Genomic DNA, 23,826 nt, shown 5'->3' on the forward strand with positions numbered 1-23,826 from the left:
AGACACTTGAAATTTGAAAATCGCTCCAATTATTGAAAATAACACACTTTTGTGTATCTATAATGATTATGGGTGATTAAGATGAAGTTTAAAAAAAGCTTTAGTAAATGTCTATTAACAAGTAAAATGATGATTGAGGACTATTTGTTCAAGTGTTCAAATAGAATTACCCAATACAGAGCTATTGCGCAGTGAATTTGAATATGATAAAAATCAATATGCAGGAGTCGCCGTTGCTAGATTTACATATTTCTATGACTTGTTTCTTATGCAAAAAATGTGGAAATACCGCTTATAATCCTTTGTTCTTTAAAATTATTAACATCAAAGCATATTATCCACATTTTTCGATATTAAGTTGATGACATTGGACTACCGGTCTAAAAAATTTTAGGTGCAAAATCTCTGTTTTATATTTAGTAAAAAAACCTTAAAACTGCTAATAAAATTAACTTTTAGCATAATAACAGAATTACATCAATGTTAAATGATTTGTGTCATTAGTACAAAATAGATACACCTTTTCGATTTATTAGACCAAGGTGTTATAATAATTTTATATCACATCAAAACTTAGTTCTAACAGCCATAGCCAAGACCTCCCGTATGTTTGGATTGGGTACCTAAATCATACACAATTTCTCACTATGGTTGTTATATTTTTTTTATTCAATGTTACTGCTGCAATTAATTTTACAATGAACCGATTATTTTTAAATAGCTAATAACTATACAAGTTTTTACCGTTTGATTCTATTACATTTTTGTACCAATAAAAGCTTTTTTTCCTATATCTTTTTAATGTACCCTTTCCTTCATTATTTTTATCAACATAAATGAAACCATATCTTTTTTCGAATTCACCTGTTCCTGAACTGACTAAGTCTATTGCACTCCAAGGTGTATAGCCAATCACGTTTACCCCATCTAAAGCAATGGCTTTTTTCATCTCTATGATATGACTTCTCAAATATTCTATTCTATAATCATCATTGATTTCATTGTCTGCATTTTTTTTATCATATGCACCCAATCCATTTTCAACGATAAATATAGGTTTACCATATCTCTCATTTAATAAATTTAATGCATACCTCAAGCCAATCGGATCTATTTGCCATCCCCAATCACTAGCTTTTAAGTACGGATTTTTAACCTCATGTTCAAATTCGCCAGAATTGTAACTTTTATCTATTGATGTACTGGAAATTGTTTTGGATTTATAGTAACTCATCCCTATAAAATCCACCGTACCAGCTCTGAGAATTTCCAAGTCTTCAGGTGTATAGTCAATATGATATCTCTCTCTTTCCCATTCTTTTAGTACATATACTGGTATTTCTCCACGCACATGGATATCACTATAGAAATATCGATTATGCATCTTCTGCAATGATAAAAAGACATCTTCGGGTTTGCAAGTCACCGGATAAATTGGTATAAAACTCATCATGCACCCAATTTTATAATTAGAATTAATCTTATGTCCTAATATAACTGCTTTTGCACTAGCTATTAATTCATTAAGTGATGCCTGATACATCGCTTCGGTTTTATTTTCTCCACTTTTATATAAAATTCCTGAGTTGGTGAAGCTATCAAAATTATCTGATGTGTTCATTTGATTATTAATTTCATTAAATGTCATCCAGTATTTAACTTTATCTTTATATCTTTCAAAAACAACTTCCGCAAATCTAGTAAAATAATTAATTAATTTTTTATTTCTGAACCCTCCATATTTGTGAGCCAAATTATATGGCATTTCAAAATGAGAAAGTGTTATAATAGGTTCTATTCCATATTTTAATAATTGGTCAAAAATATTGTCGTAAAATTTCAACCCTTCCTCATTTGGTTCCTCATCATCACCATTAGGAAATATTCTGGACCATGAAATAGAGGTTCTGAAGCACTTAAATCCCATTTCAGCAAATAATTCGATGTCTTCTTTATAATGATGATAAAAATCCACTGCTTCATGATTAGGATAATATTCATTATCTAATACTCCGGGAGTGATTCTTCTGCTTGTATGAACATCCCCTGCTGTCATTAAATCTGCTACACTGACACCTTTATCTCCTAAATTCCATCCACCTTCTAATTGATGAGCAGCTGCAGCTCCACCCCATAAAAATTCTTTTGAAAACTTGTTATTCTGCATAAAAAGCTCCTCCTAATAAATATTTTTATTTTATTAACTATTACTTTAGCAATCTTTCTTTTCTTCTGCTAAGTATTGCTTATCCAATGCTACAACAAAAGGATAATATATCATTACAATCAGAATTATTGAAACAAGTTGAACGACAGCTCCCTGCCAACCACATAATAAAAACCCAGAAATGATTGGTGGAGTAGCCCATGGTATCGTAACGCCGGTGAATATTGGCATGAAGCCGGTTTTTATGGCAATAATAGGTAAAGTTACCCCAACAATAGGTGACAATACAATAGGTATTAGCATTTGGGCATTAAATACAATCGGGACACCAAATATGACAGGTTCATTTATATTGAACATAGCTGGAACTGCGCTTAACTTCGTAATGGTGCTCAATCTCTGTGATTTTGCTACAAAAATCATTGATATTATTAAACCGATTGTACAACCGGCACCACCCATTGTTGCAAATTGATCCAACATTTGAGTAACTCCAATATGACCGGTTTCGATTGTTAATTTTCCCGCTTTAAATAAAGCATAGTTTTCCAGAGCATTTGCGTTAAGCAATGGGTATAATAAAGAATTAATGACTGTAGGATGTATACCAAACCACCAAAACAATCCATTTAATCCTGCAACTATAATCATTGCTCCTGCGCTGCCAGTTATCCCTTGCAGTGGGGTTTGTATTAATTTATAGATCATTTCATGTAATGAGGATCCAGACATAGAAGTAATTTGGTTAATGGCTAAACAAGCAATAACAATTAACAAACCAGGAATCAAAGAACTAAATGATTGACTAACTGCATCAGGAACACTTTCAGGCAGTTTAATAACCAGATGTTTTTTAATACAGAGACGATTAATCTCAACTGTCATAATTCCTATTAATAATGCTGTGATAACTCCTTTCGTGCCCAACCAAGCAAAAGGCAAAACCCCTGTTACTACTTCACCTGATTTTAAAATAATGCTTTTGGGGGTAATAACAATATATGCAACTATGGCTAATATCAAATTCTGGAGTTCATTCATTTTATATTCTTTTGCGAGATAATAGGCAAATGTTGCTGCAGTCATAACTCCAAATATATCATAAGTAGCACTTGTCGCTTGGGAAAGAAGCGGTGACCAATTTTTCCCAAAAATATTGTTCATAAAATCTGAATACCCTTTAATAGGAAAATTAAGTATTAGCACAAATATCGATCCTATCAACGTTAAAGACATAATAGACAAGAAGCCTGATCTTAAAGCAACAAAATATTTAAAATTTGTTACTTTTGATACAGACGGTACAATTTTGTTTTCAATAAATTTTGTTGGCGCTTTCATTCAATTATTTACTCCTTCCTTGAGTATCTAGTTAGCCGCTTGTGGAATTCCGCAAGCATTAATTCGCCTAGCTTTTTAGCCGTTAGGCTTTTATATTTCTCTCCACCATGATATAATAAATTGTAACCACACAAAATAATAAATCACGGAGGAGAAGAACAAACATGTTTTGATATTTTTTTGCACATTTTAAATATATTCTAAAAAGTTATCCATACTTTTTAATTTCAAATTCTGTAATCAACTATGAGTATCTAGTTATATTCTTAAGTAATTTAGAATATATTTTTTAAAGTTCTAATGCCTTTTTTAGAATCTCATTGCCTCGCATCATTCCGTAATCTTCCATATTAATAACTGCAACTTTTGTTTTCGTTCCTTTAACTTTTTCTTCAAATTGCTCTTTTGCATATTTAATTTGCGGACCGAGGAGAATTACATCTATATCTTTTGTCTCTAAACTTAAACCGGCATTGGACATAGGTTCAGCAAAAATTTCAGCATCTATGCAATTCTTTTCAGCAGCTTCCCGCATCTTTCTTACTAATATGCTTGTACTCATTCCATGGGTACAAACCAACATAATAGTTTTTTTTGTCATTTTTAACCCTCCAATAATAATATTTATTTTAGTCACTTGCGGAATTTCGCAAGCATTAATTCGCCTAGCTTTTTAGCCGTTAGGCTTTTATATTTTCCTCTACCATGATATAATAAATTGTAACCACACAAAATAATAAATCACGGAGGAGGAGAACAAACATATTTTGATATTTTTTTTGCATATTTTAAGCAAATTCTAAAAAGTTACCCACACTTTTTAATTTCAAATTCTGCAATCAACTATAATATTTATTTGCTTTTTAGATTATAAATCATTTTATAAAGTGATATTAATTCTTTTGCACCATCAATGGCTATGGTAGCCATTGTCAAGTGATCTAATGCGTGAATTAATATGATATTAATATTATTTTTTTTACCATTTGCCTCATTTGTTAATAAACTTGTCTGAATATCATGAGACTTGATAAAGGTTTCATTTGATTTTTTTAATAAGTCTTCAGCTTCATCAAACTTAAACTCTCTAGCTTTTTGAATAGCCTCCATAGCATTGCTTCTCGCATCACCAGCAACTGAAATTAGCTGAAAGGCTGTTAGATATTCATCTTCATTTATACTTGTTTCGTTTTCTTTGCTTTTTACATTTTTATCAATCATCATTTTGCATATCCCTTTTATTTTTAATAATTAGTATATTTGTGTAGGAAAAAGAATAACAATATTATTATTTTTTAAAGAAATGTTTTTATTATAATTCACCCCTTTCATATATTATCATTGCCACTTTTTCTAACAATTTTATTATAGTCTTTATCCTATTTTCCCTTAAGCTAATCATTTTCCATATCCCTCCGGAAAAATCTCTACCAAATGATTTTCTCATTCTTAAGTAAGATTTTTAAAGAATAACAGAATCCCTTGAGATAAGGTTAATTATTTCAAGGGATTCTGTTATTCTACACTACTTGAATATTCAACATTTCAATATTTATTTAATATTCACACATTAATTGAATTAATTCTTTCGGTGAATTACATTCAATTAATTTCTGCACAACCGTTTTATCTTCAATAATATCGATTAACTGTTGATACACTTGGTTTAAATCACCCGTATATCCTTTCCTTATATTTAACAAGCAAACAAATTGAACTTTTCTTTGCTCATCCCATTGAATCGGATTTTTCAATGTGCAAATCGTCCAAAATGTTTCGCTTGTACCAAATTTCATAGGGTGAGGGAGAGCTACCAAGTTTGTAAAACTTGTTGTCGCTACATTTTCTCTTTCTAAAACAAGGCTCTCATAATTATGTGAAACCAGACCCTGCTTTTCTAATTTGCTGCACAAATATTGAATTACACTTTCTTTATTATTTATATTTTTATGGATAAATACCCTTGATGAATTTAAAAGCAAATGCATATCAATTTTATTTGAAAACAACTTTTCTTTTATTTCCTTTACATCTTTATCTGATAAAAAGATATCAACTTTTTGGACAGGTATTCCACAATTATCCTCGATTGGAATAGTACTGATAATCATATCAATCTTTGATAAGTTATATGATTCAAGATTATAGCAGCTAATTGCATCAGCTATTTCAACATGATCTCCAAATACTTTTTGCAATCGATTGTAAAGTATTTTTGCACTTCCCATACCAGTTGCACAAACAACCAGGACTCTTTTTTTAGCACTTTTATTGCTCTCCATCCGCTCTAATGCTACCTCAATATGAAGTGCAATATATGAAGTCTCATTCATATCCACCTCTTTATGAATGTATGATTCAATACATTTACTAGCAATAATTGCTCCTTCAAATGCACTAGGACATTTTAATTCAATTTCATACAAAAGAGGATTTTTTATATTGAAATGAAATAATATACGATTTATTGCTGGACGAAGATGTAGTGTTAGCCCTTGAATAAATTCAAGGTCATTGCGGAAATCCCAATGAAATTCTTCTCTTAATTGGTCTATAATATTATCTACAATTTTACCTACCTCGCCGCTATATTCAATATATGCTTTTTCTGAGAACAGTTTCGTGCAAAGCAAATGAACAGTGATATAGTCAATCTCTGTTTCTAGAAATTCTAAATTTGTATAGCTTTCTACTTCTTTTACAATTTCTTTAGCCACATTTTTTTCAAAAGTATACTCTATATTTGAATGAGTATTTAATGGTTCAATAATAAACCCTTCTTTAATTCTTTTACAAGCTATTGCAATATGTTTAGCCAAATTATCCAATGAAACATCTGAAATTTCTATTTGATAACTTTTTACCTTTTTTATAAGAATATCTTTAGTTTTAATGAACAAATCTTTATCATATGATTGGAGTTTATTATATTCTGTAACCATATTTGCACTATTATCAAGAAGTAAGTTAGATAGACACATTCTTTTCATGTATTCGTTCCCTTCAATTTCTGTTCCATAGTAGGGGCGATTAATAATTTTTAATTTATATGTACCCATTATTTGTCGGACTATTTTTAAGTCCTTTTGTAATGTTGATTTAGAAACAAACATTTCATCTTCAAGGTCTTCCATCTTTATGTAACCCTTTGCCAATAAAAAACGCTTGATAATATAATTAACACGGTCATTTTTATCAGTAAAGTCATTGGAAATATCTCCGTCCTTATCAAATGACTGACAGTAAAATTTCAGAAATTGTTCTGCATTAATGATTTCTAATTTATAACCTTTTCCACTAATTGATTGAATTTTAGCGCCTATTTTTTGACTTTCACCTTGTAATACTTTTATCTCATTTCTAACTGTTTTGTCGCTAACCCCTAATTCTTTAGATATCCATTTAGCAGTCAGTATCCCTTTAAACTTAGTTAAAAATAATAAAATTTGTTTTTGTCGATTTGTTAGCAGAGACAATTTAATATCCTCCCTTTGACATTGTTGATAAAAAGTGTTAGCTTACCAAATAACTAACTTTGTGAGGTGCTTTTTATGTTAGGTATCTGGCGTTCTCATGCTAAATATCAATCATTCCTTATCAACAATTTATTGTTATTCTATATCTAGAATAAAACTTCTCTAAACTTTATATTCTTGATTTAGATGTTATCAAACCTTTGATTGAACCTTGTTTTTCTAATACTGGTAAGCCATCTAACCAACAGCAGGAAATATTTCGTTCATTTATTTTTATGCCTAAACTTGGATATCACAGCATTTCAAAATGGATTGATTTTCTTAGGGTTACACCTATTTTTTGTTATTCCATTGGTGTTTCATCTGACGATGTTCCTGGTGTTGGCAGTCATTATGACTTTATTGACAGGTTGTGACTAGAGAACCCTGATATTCTTAAAGAACGTCAGAATTTTCTTTACCCATTTTAAGTAATTCAACCAATTTAGATTTTATAGTAATAAATTTTAATTATACTATTTTTTATATTGTAACATTTTGAGAATATTATTGTAAGAGGTTAATTCTGAAAGCATTTAACCACACATGCCTATTATTGACCTTAATTCGTTATATAATCCAGTTTTTTCACCTCTCTGCTTTTATTTGAGGACAAAAAACATAGGACAAAGGACAGTAAAGGAGGATTTTTCTCCGCTGCGCTGTAAAAAATCAACCTTCTCTGTCCTCTGACTTCTGCCTCCTGTTATTTATACACCTGTATATTGTACTTGCCTTTCTATTGTAATTTCAGCTGGTTCTATTGGAACGCCATTTGCTATGCTGTCTCCCATTGGGTATTTTTTTTCAACAGATCTAATAAGTTCTATTACTTTACTTTCTGGAGAATTGGTTTTTATGTGAACATTAAATCTTATATCTTGATACCCAGGTCTTGAATTAGAAGAACTCATAGAAGCATTTGGGTCTATATCACCTTCAAGTTCAATTGATAAGTCTTCTATATTTACTCCATATTTGCTTGCAGACGATGCCGTGGATATTGCTTGGCAGCCTCCTAGTGCACAAAGCAAAAGTTGTGCAGGATTCATACCTGTATTTGTTCCGCCGGATTCTATTGGCTGATCTATTAAAACTTTAAATTCACCAGATTGTGCTTCTACTGATATTCCATTCTTTTTTTGAACTGCTGCTTTTATAGTTGTTAATGCCATTAAAATCACTCCTTCAAATATATTATTTCAAAACAAAGTTAAATTATTATGACAAATGGGTAAATTCGAAATAATAATTTAGGCATATTGAAAAAAATCAAAAAATAGTATAAACTTTATATATGCTAGTATATATAAGTTTTGGTAAAGGATACTGGCAAAATTTATATTACCCTTTGAAGGGGCAACAATAAAGAGGGGGAACAGATATGGAACTTAATAAAAAAATTGACGACATGAAAGACGAACTTATCAAAGCATCTCAAGAATTAGTTAGAATTAAGAGTACTCTAGAAGATGGAAAACCAGGTATGCCTTTTGGTGAAGGTGTATCAAAAACACTCGATAAGGCTCTTGAAATAGCAGCTGGTCTGGGTTTCCACACATATAAAGAAGAAGATGGATATTATGGATATGCAGAATATGGCGAAGGAGAAGATTATGTAGCAATTCTTGGACATTTAGATGTAGTTCCAGAAGGAGACAATTGGATTCATCCACCATATGGAGCAGAAATCCATGAAGATAAGATTTTTGGAAGAGGTACATTAGATGACAAAGCTCCAACAATGGCAGCACTTTTTGGATTAAAAGCTATAAAAGATTCAAAATTGCCACTTTCAAAGAAAGTTAGAGTTATTTTTGGAACAAATGAAGAAACTGGAAGTTCCGAAATGCATGTTTATAATAAAAAGGAAAAGGTTCCAGTATCCGGATTTACACCAGATGCTATGTATCCACTTATAAATGCTGAAAAAGGTATAAGAAGATTTCATCTTGTTAAAAAATTAAATTCATGCAATTCTGAAATAGCAATTAAGTCAATAAAAGGTGGAATAAGACCTAATATGGTTGCAGATAAATGCGAAACCGTAATAGCTGCAAAGGATACAGAAGGTATTATTAAAGCAGTAAAGGAATTTGCAAGCAAAAAAGGTTACAATATGAAAGCTGAAGTTGTTAATGGAAATGTAGTTATACATACCTTCGGAGTAGGAGCACATGGAAGTATGCCTGAATTAGGTAAAAATGCTATTATGCAGACTTTTGATTTTTTAGGAACTATCCTAAAAGATACTTGTTCTCTTGCAGATTATATAAACTGTGCTAATAAGTATATCGGATTTGAAACAGATGGTACTTCTCTTGGAATAGCATGTGAGGATAAACCATCAGGAAAGTTATCAGTAAATGTTGGAGTTACTGAAATCAATGAAGAGACAGCAGACCTGTGGATAGATATGAGATATCCTGTTACTATGAAAGGTGAAAAAATCATGGATATCATGTCTAAGAAATTTGCAGAGTGCGGTGCTAAAATAGAAAGAGTAGCCCCAGATGAACCTCTTTACTTCCCAGAAGATAGTAAGTTAGTTAAAGATCTTCTTAAGGTTTATAATGAGCAGACAGGTGAAGAAGGAAAAGCTTATGGAATAGGTGGAGGAACTTATGCCAAGGAGCTTCCAAATATAATTGGATTTGGACCAATATTCCCTGGAAAACCAGACCTTGATCATCAAGCTAATGAATATATTGAAATTGGGGATCTAATAATGAATGCTAAAATATATGCTCATGCAATATATCAACTTGCAAAATAATTTTGTATTAAAAAAATAGCACGAGAATTTTGTGCTATTTTTTTTAGCATAATGATATAATAAAGTTAACATATATGTATAATTCATACTTTAGGTGGATTGCATTTATAATGCCGTACAAAATATTGAGAATCAAAAAAGAAGGATTCAACGATACTTGGATAGAAGTAAAAGAAGTATGAACCCTAACAATTTTAAAAATGTATATATAATTATACTGATTATTAAAAATATCTAGGGGCATTATGAGGAGGGTTAAATATGTCTAAAGTTGTGGAAAAGTTTATTAAGTATGTGAAATTTAATACTGCGTCAGATGAATCTATGAATACAGTTCCTACTACTTCAGGGCAGTTGGTACTAGCGAAAGAATTAGTAAAAGAACTAGAGCAAATAGGAATGAGTGAAGTATCAGTAGATGAAAATGGATATGTAATGGCAGTATTACCATCCAATGTTAAAAAGGAAATTCCTAAAATAGGGTTTATTGCACATATGGATACGTGTCCAGAAGTTTCAGGAATGAATATAAATCCCAAGTTTGTTGAAAATTATGATGGCAAGGATATAGTTTTAAATGAAGAAAAAAATATTATTCTTTCTCCAAAGGATTTTCCAGAATTAAAGGATTACGTTGGAAAAACACTAATTACTACAGATGGAACTACTCTTTTAGGTGCTGATGATAAAGCAGGGGTTGCTGAGATTGTTACTGCTGTGGAATTTTTAATAGAAAATCCGGAAATCAAACATGGAGACATCAAAGTTGCATTTACTCCAGATGAGGAAATTGGAAAAGGAGCAGATCATTTTAATGTCAAAAAATTTAATGCAGATTTAGCTTATACAATGGATGGAGGGGCTATTGGAGAATTGGAATGTGAAAATTTCAATGCTGCAAGTGCAAAAATAATTATTAACGGAAGAAATACCCACCCAGGAACTGCAAAAGGAATAATGATAAATTCAATGCTTATTGCTGGAGAATTTATGGACATGCTTCCAAAGAATGAAACTCCAGCAACTACAGAAGGCTATGAAGGCTTTTATCACCTAGTTACACTTAATGGTGGAGTAGAGAAGACAAAGCTTGAATATATAATAAGAGATTTTGATGCTCAGAAGTTTGAAAAGAGGAAACAATTTATAACTAATGCTGCAGAAAGTTTAAACAAAAAATATAGCAAAGGTACAGTTGAAATTGAGATAAAAGAGCAGTATAGAAATATGAAGGAAAAAATTGAACCTGTAAAATATATAGTAGACACTGCTTTTAAAGCAATGAAATTAGCAAATGTAGTTCCTAAAGTTCAACCTATAAGAGGAGGCACAGATGGAGCTAGATTATCTTTTATGGGAATGCCTACACCAAACATATTTAATGGCGGACATAATTTCCACGGTAAACTTGAGTATATACCTGTAGATTCCATGGAGAAAGCTGTACAAGTAATACTTAAAATAGTACAGTTATATGAAGAAATGTAGTACGTAAAGCAATACAAAAATTGAGCGGAAATATCTTAAGATTTTTCAAAAACCCAGTATCTTTAAAGATGCTGGGTAAAGTTACATGATCGATAATACCTTAAGATGCTTATCGTGCTTTAAAAAAATGATACAATATAGAAGTGTATAAGTACATGAGAAAATCTAGTAAGTAAAACAAAAGATAAATTCAGGAGGAAAAAGATGGAGTCAAGTCAGCAAAAAAAGATGACACTAACAGCACTTGTATTAATGATTTTTACATCAGTATTTGGATTTGCAAATATACCTAGAGCATTTTATTTAATGGGATATGGTGCAATTCCTTGGTATATTTTATCTGCAGTAACTTTTTTTATACCTTATGCATTCATGATGGCAGAATATGGAGCAGCATTTAAAAGTGAAAAGGGCGGAATTTATTCATGGATGGAAAAATCCGTTGGAGGCAAATATGCTTTTATAGGAACATTCATGTGGTATGCTGCTTATATAATTTGGATGGTCAATATATCTTCAACGATATGGATACCATTTTCAAATGCAATATTTGGAAGCGACAAAACAGCAGTTTGGTCATTGTTTGGATTAAATTCTACTCAAACATTAGGAGTATTAGGAATTTGCTGGATTTTAGTTGTAACTTTAACAGCATCTAAGGGATTAGAAAAAATAACAAAGGTAACTTCAGTAGGCGGTACTGCAGTGGCATTATTAAATATTGTATTATTAATTGGAGCAGCAGCTGTTTTAATAGGAAATGGCGGACATTTAGCTCAACCAGTTGTATCATCGATAGCTTTTACGCAGTCACCAAACCCATCTTATCAAAGCGGCATTAGTGTATTATCATTTTTAGTCTTTGCATTATTTGCTTATGGTGGAATAGAAGCTGTTGGAGGATTAGTAGATCAAACTGAAAAAGCAGAAGTAACATTTCCAAAAGGTGTTATTCTAGCAGCAGCAATTATTGCTGTAGGATATTGTTTAGGTATATTTTTATGCGGTATATTTACTAATTGGCAGGAAGTATTGTCTTTAAAAAATGTAAACTTAGCTAATGTTGCTTATATAACAATGCAAAATTTGGGATACCAAATAGGACAAAGCTTTGGATGCAGTCAAGCTGCTTCATTGACAATAGGAGCTTGGGCAGCTAGATATACAGGATTATCTATGTTCTTGGCATTAACAGGAGGATTCTTCACATTATGCTATGCACCATTGAAGCAGCTAATAGAAGGTACGCCAAAAGAATTATGGCCGGGAAAATTGGCTGAAATTAAAGATGGGATACCTAAAAATGCTATGTGGGTTCAGTGTGCATTTGTAATAGCATTTATAGTGCTAGTATCTTTTGGAGGAGATGCAGCAGCTAAATTCTTTGCTATACTAGTAAATATGACTAACGTGGCAATGACTTTACCATATATGTTTTTAGTAGGTGCATTTATTGCTTTTAAAAAGAATAAAGATATTAAAAAACCTTTTGAAGTTTATAAGAATCATACATGGACATGGATTATTACTGTAGTGGTTATATTTACTATAGGATTTGCTAACTTTTTTACAATAATAGAACCGGCAGTACGTGGAGATTTGAAGGATACAATATGGATGATTGTAGGTCCAGTATTCTTTACTGTAATTGCTTTATTTATATATGGATCATATGAAAAGAAACAAAAAAGAGAATTACAATAATATCTTTAACCCAGCATTTTTAAAAGTGCTGGGTAAAATTATATGATTTGATTAACTATTTATAAGCATATTTATTGGACTAGTTGGTCCTAAAAGGTTCCTTATTTTATTGTATGGTAATTCAATTTTAAAAAGTCCGTAGTAGTATGGAGTGTATTCGTAAACTTGATAATAAAGTACTAAAGAATTGGGAGTTAAGTAGTACTGCTGATCTTGGGTTACTCCTTTGTATTCATTTATTAATGTAATATTATTATCCTTTATATATTGCTTAGCAAGTTCATTTAAAAAGCCTATATAATAAATTCTGGGGTTGAATAAATCACTAAAGTTATACACTTGTCCTGTTTTTACATTCAATGTTATTGAAGAATAAGCTGTAAATCCATGAGCAGCCTTATTTATATAAGTGTACATACTAAATAATATACTTAAAAGATTGTTCTTATTTAACATTACATCATAAGTACCTAAAACTTCATTAAAATCAACTTCTTCTGGAAGCAAAACTTGAGAAGTAAAAAGTTTACCTACCTCATTTATGATAGACGAGTTTATTTTATTTATTATTTCGCTGTTATTAGAATTTGTGATGAATGGATATTTTATAGTAAATTTTTCAGGTTTTATATTTGCTTCATTTAAGGGAACAGCATTAATTAGTTCACTTCTAGAAAGGCAGCTGATAAATGGACAACTGAATTTTAAAAGATTATAATCATAAAACATTTACAATTCCTTTCAATAATAATTTCTATAGTATAATCTATTTTATTAATAATACTATTATTCTTATTAGTTGGTGAAATTTTTAAATTTATATAATAAACCATAATGTCTGCTAAAAATGAGCTTATTACGGTTCTTAAATAGTTGAAGAAACAGCTTCATCAACGGAGGATATAAGTACTGTTTCAGAATCAATTAATGAGATAGCAGGATCAAATAATAAAGGTGCTGCTGAGACTAGTGAATCCGCAGATAAAATATCAAAAATTAAAAATGATTCGGATGATGTTAAAAATCAAATATGCAATTTAACGAATGATATTGAGTATTTAAATGGTCTTATATCATAATTTAAAATATAATTAAAAAAATAACCGACTATACATATAGTGTTGTCGGTTATTTTTGATTGAGAAGAACTACTAGAAATATCTACAAAAATTTAATGCTTCTTACAACCTGGGCAGCTGCAATCGCAGCCACCGCCATTTTTATGAGATTTATAAGTTTTATATCCTGAAAATCCGATTAAGCCAAATAGAACTACGCAAACTATAAAGGTTGCCATTTATACTACCTCCCTTTGATCTATGGATTTATCAAATTCGACTACGTTCTCCGTAGGTTTTCTAAATAACATGTACAATAATCCTGCAAGTAATATTATAGCGACAATAGTTCCTATACCAAAGCTCCCTCCTGAGAGAACAGAGCCAAATTGATATACCATAAGTGATACTATATAAGCAAATATTGTTTGATATCCTACTGAAAATGCAAGCCATTTTTTTGAACCAAGTTCTGTACGAGTCGCTCCGATTGCCGCGAAGCAAGGTGCACATAGTAAGTTAAACATAAGGAATGTGTATGCTGAAAGTGGTGTAAAGGCTGCATGAAGTTGACTCCATATTTCAGCACCATTTTCAGAAACACTTGCTGCCCCGTAGAGTATACCGAAAGTTCCAACTACATTTTCTTTTGCAATTAATCCAGTTACAGTTGCAACTGCATCTTTCCAGTGTCCCCAACCAAGAGGCGCGAATATAGGTGCAATTACATTTCCAATGTCTGCAAGCATTGATTTTTCAAGATCTACCATTTCGAGATTCCAAGTGAAAGAACTTAGGAACCAAACTAAAGTGGTTGCAAATAGTATTACAGTTCCTGCTTTTTTCATAAATGCTTTTGAACGTTCCAAAACATGGAGTAAAACTCCTTTTGCACTAGGGACATGGTACGCTGGAAGTTCCATTACAAATGGAGCTGGATTTCCAGAGAATAATTTAGTCTTCTTAAGAATAATTCCTGATATAATAATTGCAGATATTCCAACGAAATAAGCTGAAGGTGCAATCCATATTGATCCCGGGAACAAAGCACCAGCCATTAAAGCTATAATAGGGAGTTTAGCACTACATGGTATAAATGTTGTAACAATGACTGTCATTTTTCTATCATGATCATTTTCAATTGTACGAGTTGACATGATTCCAGGGACACCGCATCCAGTTCCTATAAGTATTGGAATGAATGATTTTCCAGACAATCCAAATTTTCTAAAAATCCTGTCCATGATAAAAGCTATACGTGCCATATATCCGCAGTCTTCTAAGATACCAAGACATAAGAATAATACCATCATTTGAGGAAGAAAACCAATTACAGCACCTATACCAGCTACTATACCATTTATAATGAAAGAATTTAACCAATCAGCAGTACCTATTGTGTTTAAAAACCATTGAACATTGTTAGGAACAAAATTGCCAAATAGGTTGTCATTTATCCAGTCTGTACCCGCAGTTCCAATGGTTGAAATAGATAAGTAATATACTAGAAACATTACTAATACAAAAATTGGCAGCCCTAAAAATCTATTAGTGACAATTCTATCTATTTTATCAGAGGTTGAAAGTCCTGATGTATTTTTTTTATGTACAGATTTTTTTATAAGTCCCGATATATAAGTATAACGTTCATTTGTAATCAAGCTTTCACTGTCATCATCAAATTTCTTTTCACAAACTGAAATTATACTATCAATCTGTTTTTTATCATTTTGTGAAAGAGATATTTGATCTTCTACCTTTTCATCATGTTCAAATAATTTTATTGAAAACCATCTAGCATTTGTTTCATCTGTCTTTTCATGAATTACAGTTTGTATTTTTGATAGTGCATTTTCAATATCTTCTGAAAAGATGCTTTTCTGTGAAATTATACTTTTTTCTTTTGCAAGTTTTATAGCACTAGTAACTACTTCTTTTGAACCAATACTTTTTATTGCCGAAGTTTCAACAATCTCGCAGCCAAGCTCTTGCTTAAGCTTCTTAGTATCTATAGTATCGCCATTTTTTCTGATTACATCTATCATGTTTAAAGCCATTACAACAGGAACACCTATTTCGGTAAGCTGTGTGGTTAAATATAGATTCCTTTCAATATTTGTAGCATCAACAATATCAATGATTACATCTGGCTTTTCATTAATTAAATAATTTCTTGAAACAACTTCTTCTAGTGTGTATGGCGAAAGGGAATATACACCAGGTAAATCTTGAATTATAATATCCTTATTCCATTTGAGTTTACCTTCTTTTTTCTCTACAGTAACGCCAGGCCAATTTCCAACATATTGAGAACTGCCAGTCAGCCCGTTAAACATAGTCGTCTTACCACAGTTTGGATTACCGGCAAGAGCAATTTTAATTGACATTTATATACCTCCTATTGGCATCTAAGCCTTAAATCTTAAGATAAATCTTAGCTGACCTCAATCATCAATGCATCTTCTTTACGCAGACTGAGTTCATAACCTCTTACTGTAATTTCTACAGGATCACCGAGAGGTGCCACTTTTCTTACATATACATCAGTACCTTTAGTGATTCCCATATCCATGAATCTCCTTTTTACAGCACCATGCCCATGAAGTTTAATTACAGTAACTGTGTCACCACATTCTACATTTTTAAGTGTTTTCATACAAAATCTATCTCCTTTCTAAAATGGTATTTTATATTTATACCATAATTCTATTTGCCATTGATTTGCTTAAGGCAATACGAGCATCTTTTACATTAACAATTAAATTTCCTGCAAGTTCAGCGACTACAGTAACAGCTTCACCTGCAACAAAACCAAGATGCTCAAGATGACACTTTGTATTGTCATTTCCTACAATATTTTTTATGCTATTTGTCTCTCCAATTCTCAACATAGTAAGTGGTATCATAAATTCCTCCTCCTAATAAATTTTATATATGTTTTTATAAAAGTTTTATTGTAAGTATTAACACATAGAGTTATGTAGTTATAGTAATAAAATTTGTACAAATGATTTAACTTAAATAATATTGAAAGTCATTATCAGTGTTATTTTTTAGCAGCACATACTATAAAATTAAATAATAGATAGTGTTGATAATGATTTTCAATGTCATTATAGCACATAAAAAAAACAATGTAAATAATATTTTTGGAAAAGTCTGTAGCAGTTTAGATCTGAAAAAATATAATAAAAATGCTTTAATATTTAAGTAATTTGTATTGAATTTAGACTAAATCAATTTAAAATTAGGAAATAGACCAGCTAGTAAAAGTCAATAAGTTTTTATAAAAAATATTATCAATAAAAATAGGCATCACCAAAAGTCCATTAAAAAACACGAACAATTAAAATTGACTCCTAATTATTTTAGCCGTTAGGTGCTAGTATAGCAACTACTGAGAAGTCTGTTGATACATCAATATCTACTAATTTGGTTTCCTGTTAAGGGAAAATAGAAAACTAAGTTAGATTAGAAACGCACCCTATCGGGTAAAGATTTTACGAATAATAAAAAAGAAGTGAGTTGTAATGTTTATTAGAAATATAGATAGTTTTCTATTGAATGCTATGACTACATTATAAAAGTGTTTTATAATTTTCTTTATAAGGTTATACTGACATGATCCCCATCTTTTGATTGAACGTCTACAATTTTTAAACCCTTGTATTCCTTTAAAATATTAATACAACTTGAAAGCTTTTCTAACATATTTATATTTACATATTTTTTATCCTTTTCAGGAATGTACCTTTGCACAAATGAAGCTTTTGCAATTGAAAGTCCCAATTTTAAAAATACATTTGGCATTGGTATTATAAATCGCATTTTTCCTGATTTAATGTATATCCTCATAAGTTATTTTCTCCTCTATTCAATACTAACTTCTACTATGTCACCATTTGCACTTTTTACATCTGCTATTTTTCCTGAAAGTCCATTATCTATTGCCTCTGAAATAAGATTTAAATCTACACTTTCCATTCCTTTTATATTGTCTGGTATAGGAAGTTTTCCTATAGTTTTAAGCACAGTTTTTATAAATTTAATAGGAAGATTAACATTTACGGTATCACCATCTTTTGAATTAACCCTTATTTTAAGCATTTTATTTATGATATCAGTATCATCTGATATATTATTCAAAGGTTCAATCGATGTATTCTTGCTGTCGAGTGCTTCTATGAGTTCTTTAGCTTTATCAGAAGTTATTTTACCTTCTTCCACCATTTTTAATATTTTTAACATTTCTTCACTCATTTTAAAACTCTCCTTTAAATTAATATTTACTCCTTTAACATTTTAATTGCTTGGTCGGAGGTTATTTCTCCTTTATCGAGCATATCAACTATTTTCTTTTTATCTACTGATGGTGTTTTTTCTACGTTGTACCCAAGAGCAGTTATGACTTCATCCAATTTAGCTCTTACAGTAGGATAGGATATTCCAAGTTCTTTTTCTACGTCTTTTATATTTCCTCTGTTTTTTAAAAACACTTCTATAAATTTCAATTGACCGTCTGTAAGATATTCAAACTTTGACATTTCAAAATCATTTTCAATTACAGTACCGCATTTATGACATTTTAATTTTGAAATAAAAAGTTTGGATGAACAAACAGGACATTTATTAATAACCTTATATGCCAAGTTATCACTCCTTCCTTTGTATGATTATAATATACTACTCAAAATTAAAAAAATCAATATTAAAATTAAGTATTTTAATATTGACCTTTAAATATATTGGCTTTATTAACTTTTAAATTTATAATTTTAAGTTTGAAATTAATATATTAATATTTTATAAGTGTAAATGAAAAAAGCCAATGCTTAATTCAGCATTGACTTTGAACTTACTTCTTATATCCAAAATACCGGTACTTTAATTTTGACACCTATCTCTCGATAGGGGGGTGTTCTCACAAATGTATCTATTGCCTTCAATGCCTAAAAGGACTCACAAGAAAGTATATATCCTCACCTAAATATTGAACTCCCAATGTTTAAATGTAGGTTCAAAATAAAAGCTTAGCGAATATTTCAGATTACGTAATTATAATAACACATTGAAATTATCATTGCAAGAGGATAATTTGTAATAGAAAGTAATGATAAGTAGGAATCATCATTTTGATGGTTCCTATTCTTTAGCATCTACAATTTTTCCTTTATATACTGATTTGTGAAGTATTTTTATTTTGAACTTTTTCTCATATTGTTTGATAAGAGAAACTTCTCTAGGAGAAACGATGGATATAGCAGTACCATGATTGCTGCCGCGTCCACAGCGCCCGACTCTATGTAGATAACTAATGGATTGTTCTGGAATATCAAGGTTAAAAACATGGGTTATGCCTTTTATATCAAGGCCTCTTGAGGCAATATCAGAAGCAACTAAAAGTTGAAGTTTGCCAAGTCTAAAATCCTGCAGTGCCTTTTTTCTATCTTCTTTTATATTTGTACCATGAAGGCTTTCTACTTTAATCTTATGATATTTCAATTTTGAAGTTGTAATATTTATATCATCACTTTTGTTTATAAAAACTATAGATTTATCTGGATTAATTGCATGAACTAGTTTCCTTAAAATTTCTATTTTGTCTCTTTGCTCACAAGTGAAATAATAATGATTTATATTTGGATTTACTTCTATTTTACTATCTATACGTATTATGTGAGGATTTTTCATAATATCTTTTGCAGTAGAAAGAGTTTTTAAAGACATAGTTGCGGAAAACAGCATGAGTTGTCTATCTCTTAATGTAGTTTTAATTATATCTTTTACTACTTTAACATTGTTAACATCGAGAAGTTTATCGGCTTCGTCTATTACAATTGTTTTTATGGTATGAGCAGATATTTTCTTCCTTTTAATTAACTCTAAGGTTCTTCCAGGGGTTCCAACTATGATGTGGGGCTTTTCTCTTAACTTTTCAATTTGCCTATTTATATTTGTATCGCCAATTACTGCAGCAGATCTAACTTTTACTCCTGAAGCTTCTGATAGAGAAGTTATAGTTCTATACACTTGCATAACTAGTTCGTGAGTCGGAGCAAGAATAATAACTTGCATTTCTCGTTTTTCTGTATCTGTTCTTTGAAAAGAAGGAAGTAAGTATGCAAGTGTTTTTCCACTCCCAGTTTTAGATTGACCTATAATATCATTATTCATAAGTGCTAGTGGTACAACTTTTTCTTGTATTTCTGTTGGGATTTTAATGCCTAATTTTTTTAAGCCTTCTACAATAGAAGTACTTAAACCAATTTCTTCAAATAAATTATCCATTTTTGCCTCCTAAGATTACTATAAAGACTACAATACTATATTTTGTAGTATTCCACAATAGCAAAATTCAATTGCTTTGACAGTATAAACTATAAAAATTATTTTTTAAGTGAAATATCTCATCTTTCATGATAAGATTTGTATGTTGGACAAAATTCAGTTGCGGATTTGGAAGGGTGGGAATTATAAAATGGAAAGTTTAATATACAGTTTAAATGCAACTGTGCCAGTATTTTTAGTCATTGTAGTAGGATACGTATTGAAACAAATAGGAATGTTAAATGATAATTTTATAGAAGTAGCCAATAAGTTTAATTTTAAAGTTACTTTACCAATATTATTATTAACTGATATAGGGTCTACTAACATAATTAAAAATTTTGATGCAAAGTATATATTGTTTTGTGCAGTAGTTACATCGATTTGTTTTTGGTCAATTTGGTTTTTTACTAAAAAATTCATGAAGGATCCTTCTATGACAGGAGCTTTTGTCCAAGCATCTTTTCGTGGAAGTGCAGCTGTACTAGGAATTGCATTTGTGCAAAATATTTATGGAAATGCTGGTATGGCACCTATGATGATTATAGGTGCTGTTCCACTTTATAATATATATTCTGTTATTGTACTTACTTTTGAAGGTGAAAATAGTAAAGAAGGAAATGACAATATAAAAAAAGCATGTATTAATATCATGAAAAATCCTATAATTATTGGAATCTTATTAGGCATGATAATATCTTTATTAAATATCCATTTTCCTCAAATGATTGATAAAACACTCAAAAATTTTGCAGTTATGGCTTCTCCACTAGCACTTGTTACTATTGGAGCTAGTTTTGAAGGAAGAAAAGCTCTTGTAAAAATAAAACTAACATTAGCAGCTTCTTTTATAAAATTAGTGGCTCAAGCTGCCATATTTTTGCCGCTGGCAGTATATTTTGGGTTTAGAGATCAAAAACTTGTCGCATTAATTATTATGCTTGGGTCTCCAACTACAGCAAGCTGCTACATAATGGCGAAGAATATGAATAACGATGGTGTCCTAACCTCAAGTATTATTGTAGTAACTACATTGCTATCAGCTTTTACTTTGACATTTTTTATCTTTATATTAAAGAGTTTTAACTTTATTATGTAAATCAGCTATAAAGAGTCAATAAATTAATAAATAATATTGTTTAATTTTTGCATGATTTGCGGTATTATGTAGAATATAAGATGTTACTATGAAAGAGGTGGTAATTTGAAAAAATCAATGAAACTTTGGGATATTGTCTTTATGAATGTTACTGCAGTTATTGGACTTAGGTGGTTACCTATAGCAGCGGGATATGGAGCATCATCTATTACTTTATGGATACTTGCTGCAATGTTCTTCTTTATCCCTGTTAGTTTAATAGCTTCAGAACTTGCAACAACATGGCCAGATGAAGGAGGATTTTATGTATGGGTTAAAAATACATATGGTGAAAAACCGGCATTTATAACCTCATGGTTTTATTGGACGACGAACTTATTTTATTATCCATCATTATTAACCTTTATAGCAGTCGTTATTGCATTCTTAATAGATCCAAAACTCTCAAACAATAAATTATATGTATGCAGTGTAATATTAGTTGTTTTCTGGGTTGTAACATTAATCAACTTAAAAGGAACAAGTGTAGGAAAATGGCTTTCAAACTTAAGTGGTACATTGGGAACCCTTTTACCAGGTCTTATAATAATTTTACTAGGAATAGCTTCAGTATTTATTTGGAAAAGACCTATACCAACTGATTATTCATTACACAGCTTAATACCTCAGCTTGGTTCAAAATCAAATATATCATTTTTATCAACATTAATGTTTGCTATGGCTGGTATTGAAGTTACTACAATTTTAGCCGGTGAAACAGAAAATCCACAAAAAGTTTTCCCTAAGGCTATTGTTATTTCAGCATTTTTAATAGCTGGAGTATATATATTAGGAACAGTTGCAATGACATTTATTATTGCACCAGACAAAATAGGTACTGCAAGTGGTATTATGGATGCTGTTAAACTTATTGCAGATGAACTTAATATTCCAGGTATAGTTGCAATAGTTGCAATATCACTTACCATCGGAAACTTTGGCGGACTTAGTATTTGGATAGTGGGTCCTATAAAGATGTTATTTGAAAGCACAAAATCAGGAGTACTTCCAAAAAGCTTTACTAAACTTAATAAAAATGATATGCCTGCAAATGCTATGATTATACAGGCTTGTATAGTTACTGCTATAGTACTTGTAACATCATTACTTCCATCAGTAAATGCATTCTATGGAATTCTTGTTCTTATGACTACAATAAATTATTTTATACCATATTTATTCATATTCCCTTCATTTATAAAGCTTAGAAAACTGTATCCAGATAAGCACAGACCATTTAGAGTACCTGGTGGTAATGGATTTGCTTACTTAATTACAGCACTTGGATTTTTCTCAGTTGTTCTTGCAATAGCTGTGGCACTTATACCATCAGCAGATTTAAAGACAATGAAGGATATAATAGTCAACGAATCAGAATTAATAGGAGGTCCTGTTGTATTCTTAGCGGTAGGGTTAGCATTCTTTAGAAACTATGAAAAGAAAAAAATTAGTAACACATAAAAATATGAATATGTAAATAAAAAACCTTCGATGAATTTTCATTGAAGGTTTTTTATTTATATATAGTAATCAAATTTTTCATCCCTTATAAAATCCTTATAATTATAAATTATTATTTAATCAAATGAGGAGGATGATAAGGATGAATGATTTTATTTTAGAAACTAGAGATCTTTGTAAAAAATTTAAAGAACAAATGGCAGTAAACAATATATCACTTAAAGTTAAGAAAAATTCTATTTATGGGCTGCTTGGACCAAATGGAGCAGGAAAGTCCACAGCATTAAAGATGATAACTGGAATGCTGCGTCCAAGTAGTGGAGAAATTTTATTTGAAGGTCATAAATGGAGTAGAAATGATTTAAAAAATATGGGAGCTTTAATTGAGGATGCACCACTTTATGGAAATCTTACTGCAAGGGAAAACTTAAAAGTGCGTACAACAGTTTTGGGATTACCTGATGAGAGAATTAGTGAAGTTCTTGGCATAGTTGATTTGAAAAACACAGGTAAAAAAAGAGCATATCAATTTTCTATGGGAATGAAGCAAAGGCTTGGAATTGCAATTGCTCTCTTAAATAATCCAAAGCTTTTAATTTTAGATGAACCTACTAATGGACTAGATCCTTTTGGTATACAGGAACTTCGTGAATTAATTCGATCTTTTCCAAATCAGGGGATTACGGTAATATTGTCAAGTCATATATTGAGTGAAGTTGAACAGGTAGCTCATGAAATTGGAATTATTTCAGGTGGAATTTTAGGATATCAAGGAGATATGAAAAAGGGAGAGAACCTTGAAAAACTGTTCATAGAAGTTGCTGGAAAATATAGAAGGGAAGGCGAATAGT

The 23,826-nt window shown here is 30.8% G+C and carries 22 protein-coding genes and 1 other RNA gene; 7 read left to right on the forward strand and 16 right to left on the reverse strand.

The features are described 5' to 3' along the window. Positions 1-721: 721 nt before the first annotated feature. From EBB51_RS03915 to EBB51_RS03935, 5 genes are all read right to left on the reverse strand, one after another. Positions 722-2,167 carry a 6-phospho-beta-glucosidase gene (locus tag EBB51_RS03915; protein WP_123053257.1) on the reverse strand — a complete coding sequence of 482 codons (1,446 nt, stop codon included), beginning with the start codon at positions 2,165-2,167 and terminating at the stop codon, positions 722-724. Between the two features lie 45 nt (positions 2,168-2,212). Then, positions 2,213-3,508, reverse strand: coding sequence for a PTS transporter subunit EIIC (locus EBB51_RS03920; protein ID WP_123053258.1), 1,296 nt, complete (start codon positions 3,506-3,508; stop codon positions 2,213-2,215). 289 nt (positions 3,509-3,797) lie between these two features. Continuing rightward, positions 3,798-4,109 carry a PTS sugar transporter subunit IIB gene (locus EBB51_RS03925; RefSeq protein ID WP_123053259.1) on the reverse strand — a complete coding sequence of 104 codons (312 nt, stop codon included), beginning with the start codon at positions 4,107-4,109 and terminating at the stop codon, positions 3,798-3,800. 251 nt (positions 4,110-4,360) lie between these two features. Further along, complete coding sequence (locus EBB51_RS03930) at positions 4,361-4,732, reverse strand: PTS lactose/cellobiose transporter subunit IIA (protein WP_207667290.1); 372 nt, start codon at positions 4,730-4,732, stop codon at positions 4,361-4,363. A gap of 332 nt (positions 4,733-5,064) precedes the next feature. Beyond that, entirely contained in the window at positions 5,065-6,984 is a 1,920-nt protein-coding gene (locus tag EBB51_RS03935) for a BglG family transcription antiterminator (protein WP_123053260.1), read from the reverse strand. A 200-nt stretch (positions 6,985-7,184) separates the two neighbouring features. Here EBB51_RS03935 and EBB51_RS13545 point away from each other — a divergent pair, with 200 nt between their 5' ends. After that, entirely contained in the window at positions 7,185-7,400 is a 216-nt protein-coding gene (locus tag EBB51_RS13545; RefSeq protein WP_150131716.1) for a hypothetical protein, read from the forward strand. 333 nt (positions 7,401-7,733) lie between these two features. Here EBB51_RS13545 and EBB51_RS03940 read toward each other — a convergent pair whose 3' ends face one another. Then, a complete protein-coding gene (locus EBB51_RS03940; protein ID WP_123053261.1) occupies positions 7,734-8,198 on the reverse strand; it encodes an OsmC family protein in 465 nt (154 codons plus the stop codon). Positions 8,199-8,407: 209 nt separating this feature from the next. On the opposite strand from EBB51_RS03940, the gene pepV reads away from it, so the two are divergent. From pepV to yjeM, 3 genes are all read left to right on the forward strand, one after another. After that, on the forward strand, positions 8,408-9,799 hold the full coding sequence (gene pepV / locus EBB51_RS03945) for a dipeptidase PepV (protein WP_123053262.1): 1,392 nt from the start codon (positions 8,408-8,410) through the stop codon (positions 9,797-9,799). Between the two features lie 261 nt (positions 9,800-10,060). Beyond that, on the forward strand, positions 10,061-11,287 hold the full coding sequence (gene pepT / locus EBB51_RS03950) for a peptidase T (protein ID WP_123053263.1): 1,227 nt from the start codon (positions 10,061-10,063) through the stop codon (positions 11,285-11,287). Between the two features lie 204 nt (positions 11,288-11,491). Then, positions 11,492-12,991 carry a glutamate/gamma-aminobutyrate family transporter YjeM gene (yjeM, locus tag EBB51_RS03955; protein ID WP_123053264.1) on the forward strand — a complete coding sequence of 500 codons (1,500 nt, stop codon included), beginning with the start codon at positions 11,492-11,494 and terminating at the stop codon, positions 12,989-12,991. 51 nt (positions 12,992-13,042) lie between these two features. Here the strand turns inward: yjeM and EBB51_RS03960 are convergent, their stop codons facing one another. The 10 genes from EBB51_RS03960 to EBB51_RS04005 all read right to left on the reverse strand — a co-directional run bounded on the left by EBB51_RS03960 (position 13,043) and on the right by EBB51_RS04005 (position 20,337). Beyond that, positions 13,043-13,720 carry an RsiV family protein gene (locus EBB51_RS03960; RefSeq protein WP_123053265.1) on the reverse strand — a complete coding sequence of 226 codons (678 nt, stop codon included), beginning with the start codon at positions 13,718-13,720 and terminating at the stop codon, positions 13,043-13,045. A 442-nt stretch (positions 13,721-14,162) separates the two neighbouring features. Beyond that, positions 14,163-14,288: a FeoB-associated Cys-rich membrane protein gene (locus tag EBB51_RS03965; RefSeq protein WP_123053266.1), complete on the reverse strand. Its 126-nt coding sequence runs from the start codon at positions 14,286-14,288 to the stop codon at positions 14,163-14,165. Further along, complete coding sequence (feoB, locus tag EBB51_RS03970; protein WP_123053267.1) at positions 14,289-16,436, reverse strand: ferrous iron transport protein B; 2,148 nt, start codon at positions 16,434-16,436, stop codon at positions 14,289-14,291. It abuts the gene before it with no gap. Positions 16,437-16,483: 47 nt separating this feature from the next. Next, entirely contained in the window at positions 16,484-16,705 is a 222-nt protein-coding gene (locus EBB51_RS03975) for a FeoA family protein (RefSeq protein ID WP_123053268.1), read from the reverse strand. A gap of 37 nt (positions 16,706-16,742) precedes the next feature. Then, positions 16,743-16,952 carry a FeoA family protein gene (locus EBB51_RS03980; protein WP_347560957.1) on the reverse strand — a complete coding sequence of 70 codons (210 nt, stop codon included), beginning with the start codon at positions 16,950-16,952 and terminating at the stop codon, positions 16,743-16,745. Between the two features lie 700 nt (positions 16,953-17,652). After that, positions 17,653-17,904, reverse strand: coding sequence for a hypothetical protein (locus EBB51_RS03985; protein ID WP_123053270.1), 252 nt, complete (start codon positions 17,902-17,904; stop codon positions 17,653-17,655). Between the two features lie 15 nt (positions 17,905-17,919). Then, positions 17,920-18,309 (reverse strand): hypothetical protein, encoded by a 390-nt coding sequence (locus EBB51_RS03990; protein ID WP_123053271.1) that lies wholly within the window; start codon positions 18,307-18,309, stop codon positions 17,920-17,922. A 26-nt stretch (positions 18,310-18,335) separates the two neighbouring features. Next, complete coding sequence (locus EBB51_RS03995) at positions 18,336-18,698, reverse strand: DUF2089 domain-containing protein (protein ID WP_123053272.1); 363 nt, start codon at positions 18,696-18,698, stop codon at positions 18,336-18,338. 213 nt (positions 18,699-18,911) lie between these two features. Next, positions 18,912-19,101, reverse strand: a non-coding RNA gene (ssrS, locus tag EBB51_RS04000) — 6S RNA. A gap of 90 nt (positions 19,102-19,191) precedes the next feature. Beyond that, a complete protein-coding gene (locus tag EBB51_RS04005) occupies positions 19,192-20,337 on the reverse strand; it encodes a DEAD/DEAH box helicase (RefSeq protein ID WP_123053273.1) in 1,146 nt (381 codons plus the stop codon). A 190-nt stretch (positions 20,338-20,527) separates the two neighbouring features. Between EBB51_RS04005 and EBB51_RS04010 the strand changes: the two genes are divergently transcribed. From EBB51_RS04010 to EBB51_RS04020, 3 genes are all read left to right on the forward strand, one after another. Next, positions 20,528-21,475: an AEC family transporter gene (locus EBB51_RS04010; protein WP_123053274.1), complete on the forward strand. Its 948-nt coding sequence runs from the start codon at positions 20,528-20,530 to the stop codon at positions 21,473-21,475. Positions 21,476-21,580: 105 nt separating this feature from the next. Further along, positions 21,581-22,975 (forward strand): amino acid permease, encoded by a 1,395-nt coding sequence (locus tag EBB51_RS04015; protein ID WP_207667291.1) that lies wholly within the window; start codon positions 21,581-21,583, stop codon positions 22,973-22,975. Between the two features lie 142 nt (positions 22,976-23,117). After that, entirely contained in the window at positions 23,118-23,825 is a 708-nt protein-coding gene (locus EBB51_RS04020) for a lantibiotic protection ABC transporter ATP-binding protein (protein ID WP_123053275.1), read from the forward strand. Position 23,826 lies beyond the last annotated feature (1 nt).

The organism is Clostridium sp. JN-1 (assembly GCF_003718715.1).
GTDB lineage: Bacteria > Bacillota > Clostridia > Clostridiales > Clostridiaceae > Clostridium_AV.

Coding starts and splice junctions, on each gene's coding strand:
- EBB51_RS03915 (WP_123053257.1), bottom strand. CDS start 2,167: ATGCAGAATAACAAGTTTTCAAAAGAATTTTTATGGGGTGGAGCTGCA.
- EBB51_RS03920 (WP_123053258.1), bottom strand. CDS start 3,508: ATGAAAGCGCCAACAAAATTTATTGAAAACAAAATTGTACCGTCTGTA.
- EBB51_RS03925 (WP_123053259.1), bottom strand. CDS start 4,109: ATGACAAAAAAAACTATTATGTTGGTTTGTACCCATGGAATGAGTACA.
- EBB51_RS03930 (WP_207667290.1), bottom strand. CDS start 4,732: ATGATGATTGATAAAAATGTAAAAAGCAAAGAAAACGAAACAAGTATA.
- EBB51_RS03940 (WP_123053261.1), bottom strand. CDS start 8,198: ATGGCATTAACAACTATAAAAGCAGCAGTTCAAAAAAAGAATGGAATA.
- pepV (WP_123053262.1), top strand. CDS start 8,408: ATGGAACTTAATAAAAAAATTGACGACATGAAAGACGAACTTATCAAA.
- pepT (WP_123053263.1), top strand. CDS start 10,061: ATGTCTAAAGTTGTGGAAAAGTTTATTAAGTATGTGAAATTTAATACT.
- yjeM (WP_123053264.1), top strand. CDS start 11,492: ATGGAGTCAAGTCAGCAAAAAAAGATGACACTAACAGCACTTGTATTA.
- EBB51_RS03960 (WP_123053265.1), bottom strand. CDS start 13,720: ATGTTTTATGATTATAATCTTTTAAAATTCAGTTGTCCATTTATCAGC.
- EBB51_RS03965 (WP_123053266.1), bottom strand. CDS start 14,288: ATGGCAACCTTTATAGTTTGCGTAGTTCTATTTGGCTTAATCGGATTT.
- feoB (WP_123053267.1), bottom strand. CDS start 16,436: ATGTCAATTAAAATTGCTCTTGCCGGTAATCCAAACTGTGGTAAGACG.
- EBB51_RS03975 (WP_123053268.1), bottom strand. CDS start 16,705: ATGAAAACACTTAAAAATGTAGAATGTGGTGACACAGTTACTGTAATT.
- EBB51_RS03985 (WP_123053270.1), bottom strand. CDS start 17,904: ATGAGGATATACATTAAATCAGGAAAAATGCGATTTATAATACCAATG.
- EBB51_RS03990 (WP_123053271.1), bottom strand. CDS start 18,309: ATGAGTGAAGAAATGTTAAAAATATTAAAAATGGTGGAAGAAGGTAAA.
- EBB51_RS04005 (WP_123053273.1), bottom strand. CDS start 20,337: ATGGATAATTTATTTGAAGAAATTGGTTTAAGTACTTCTATTGTAGAA.
- EBB51_RS04010 (WP_123053274.1), top strand. CDS start 20,528: ATGGAAAGTTTAATATACAGTTTAAATGCAACTGTGCCAGTATTTTTA.
- EBB51_RS04020 (WP_123053275.1), top strand. CDS start 23,118: ATGAATGATTTTATTTTAGAAACTAGAGATCTTTGTAAAAAATTTAAA.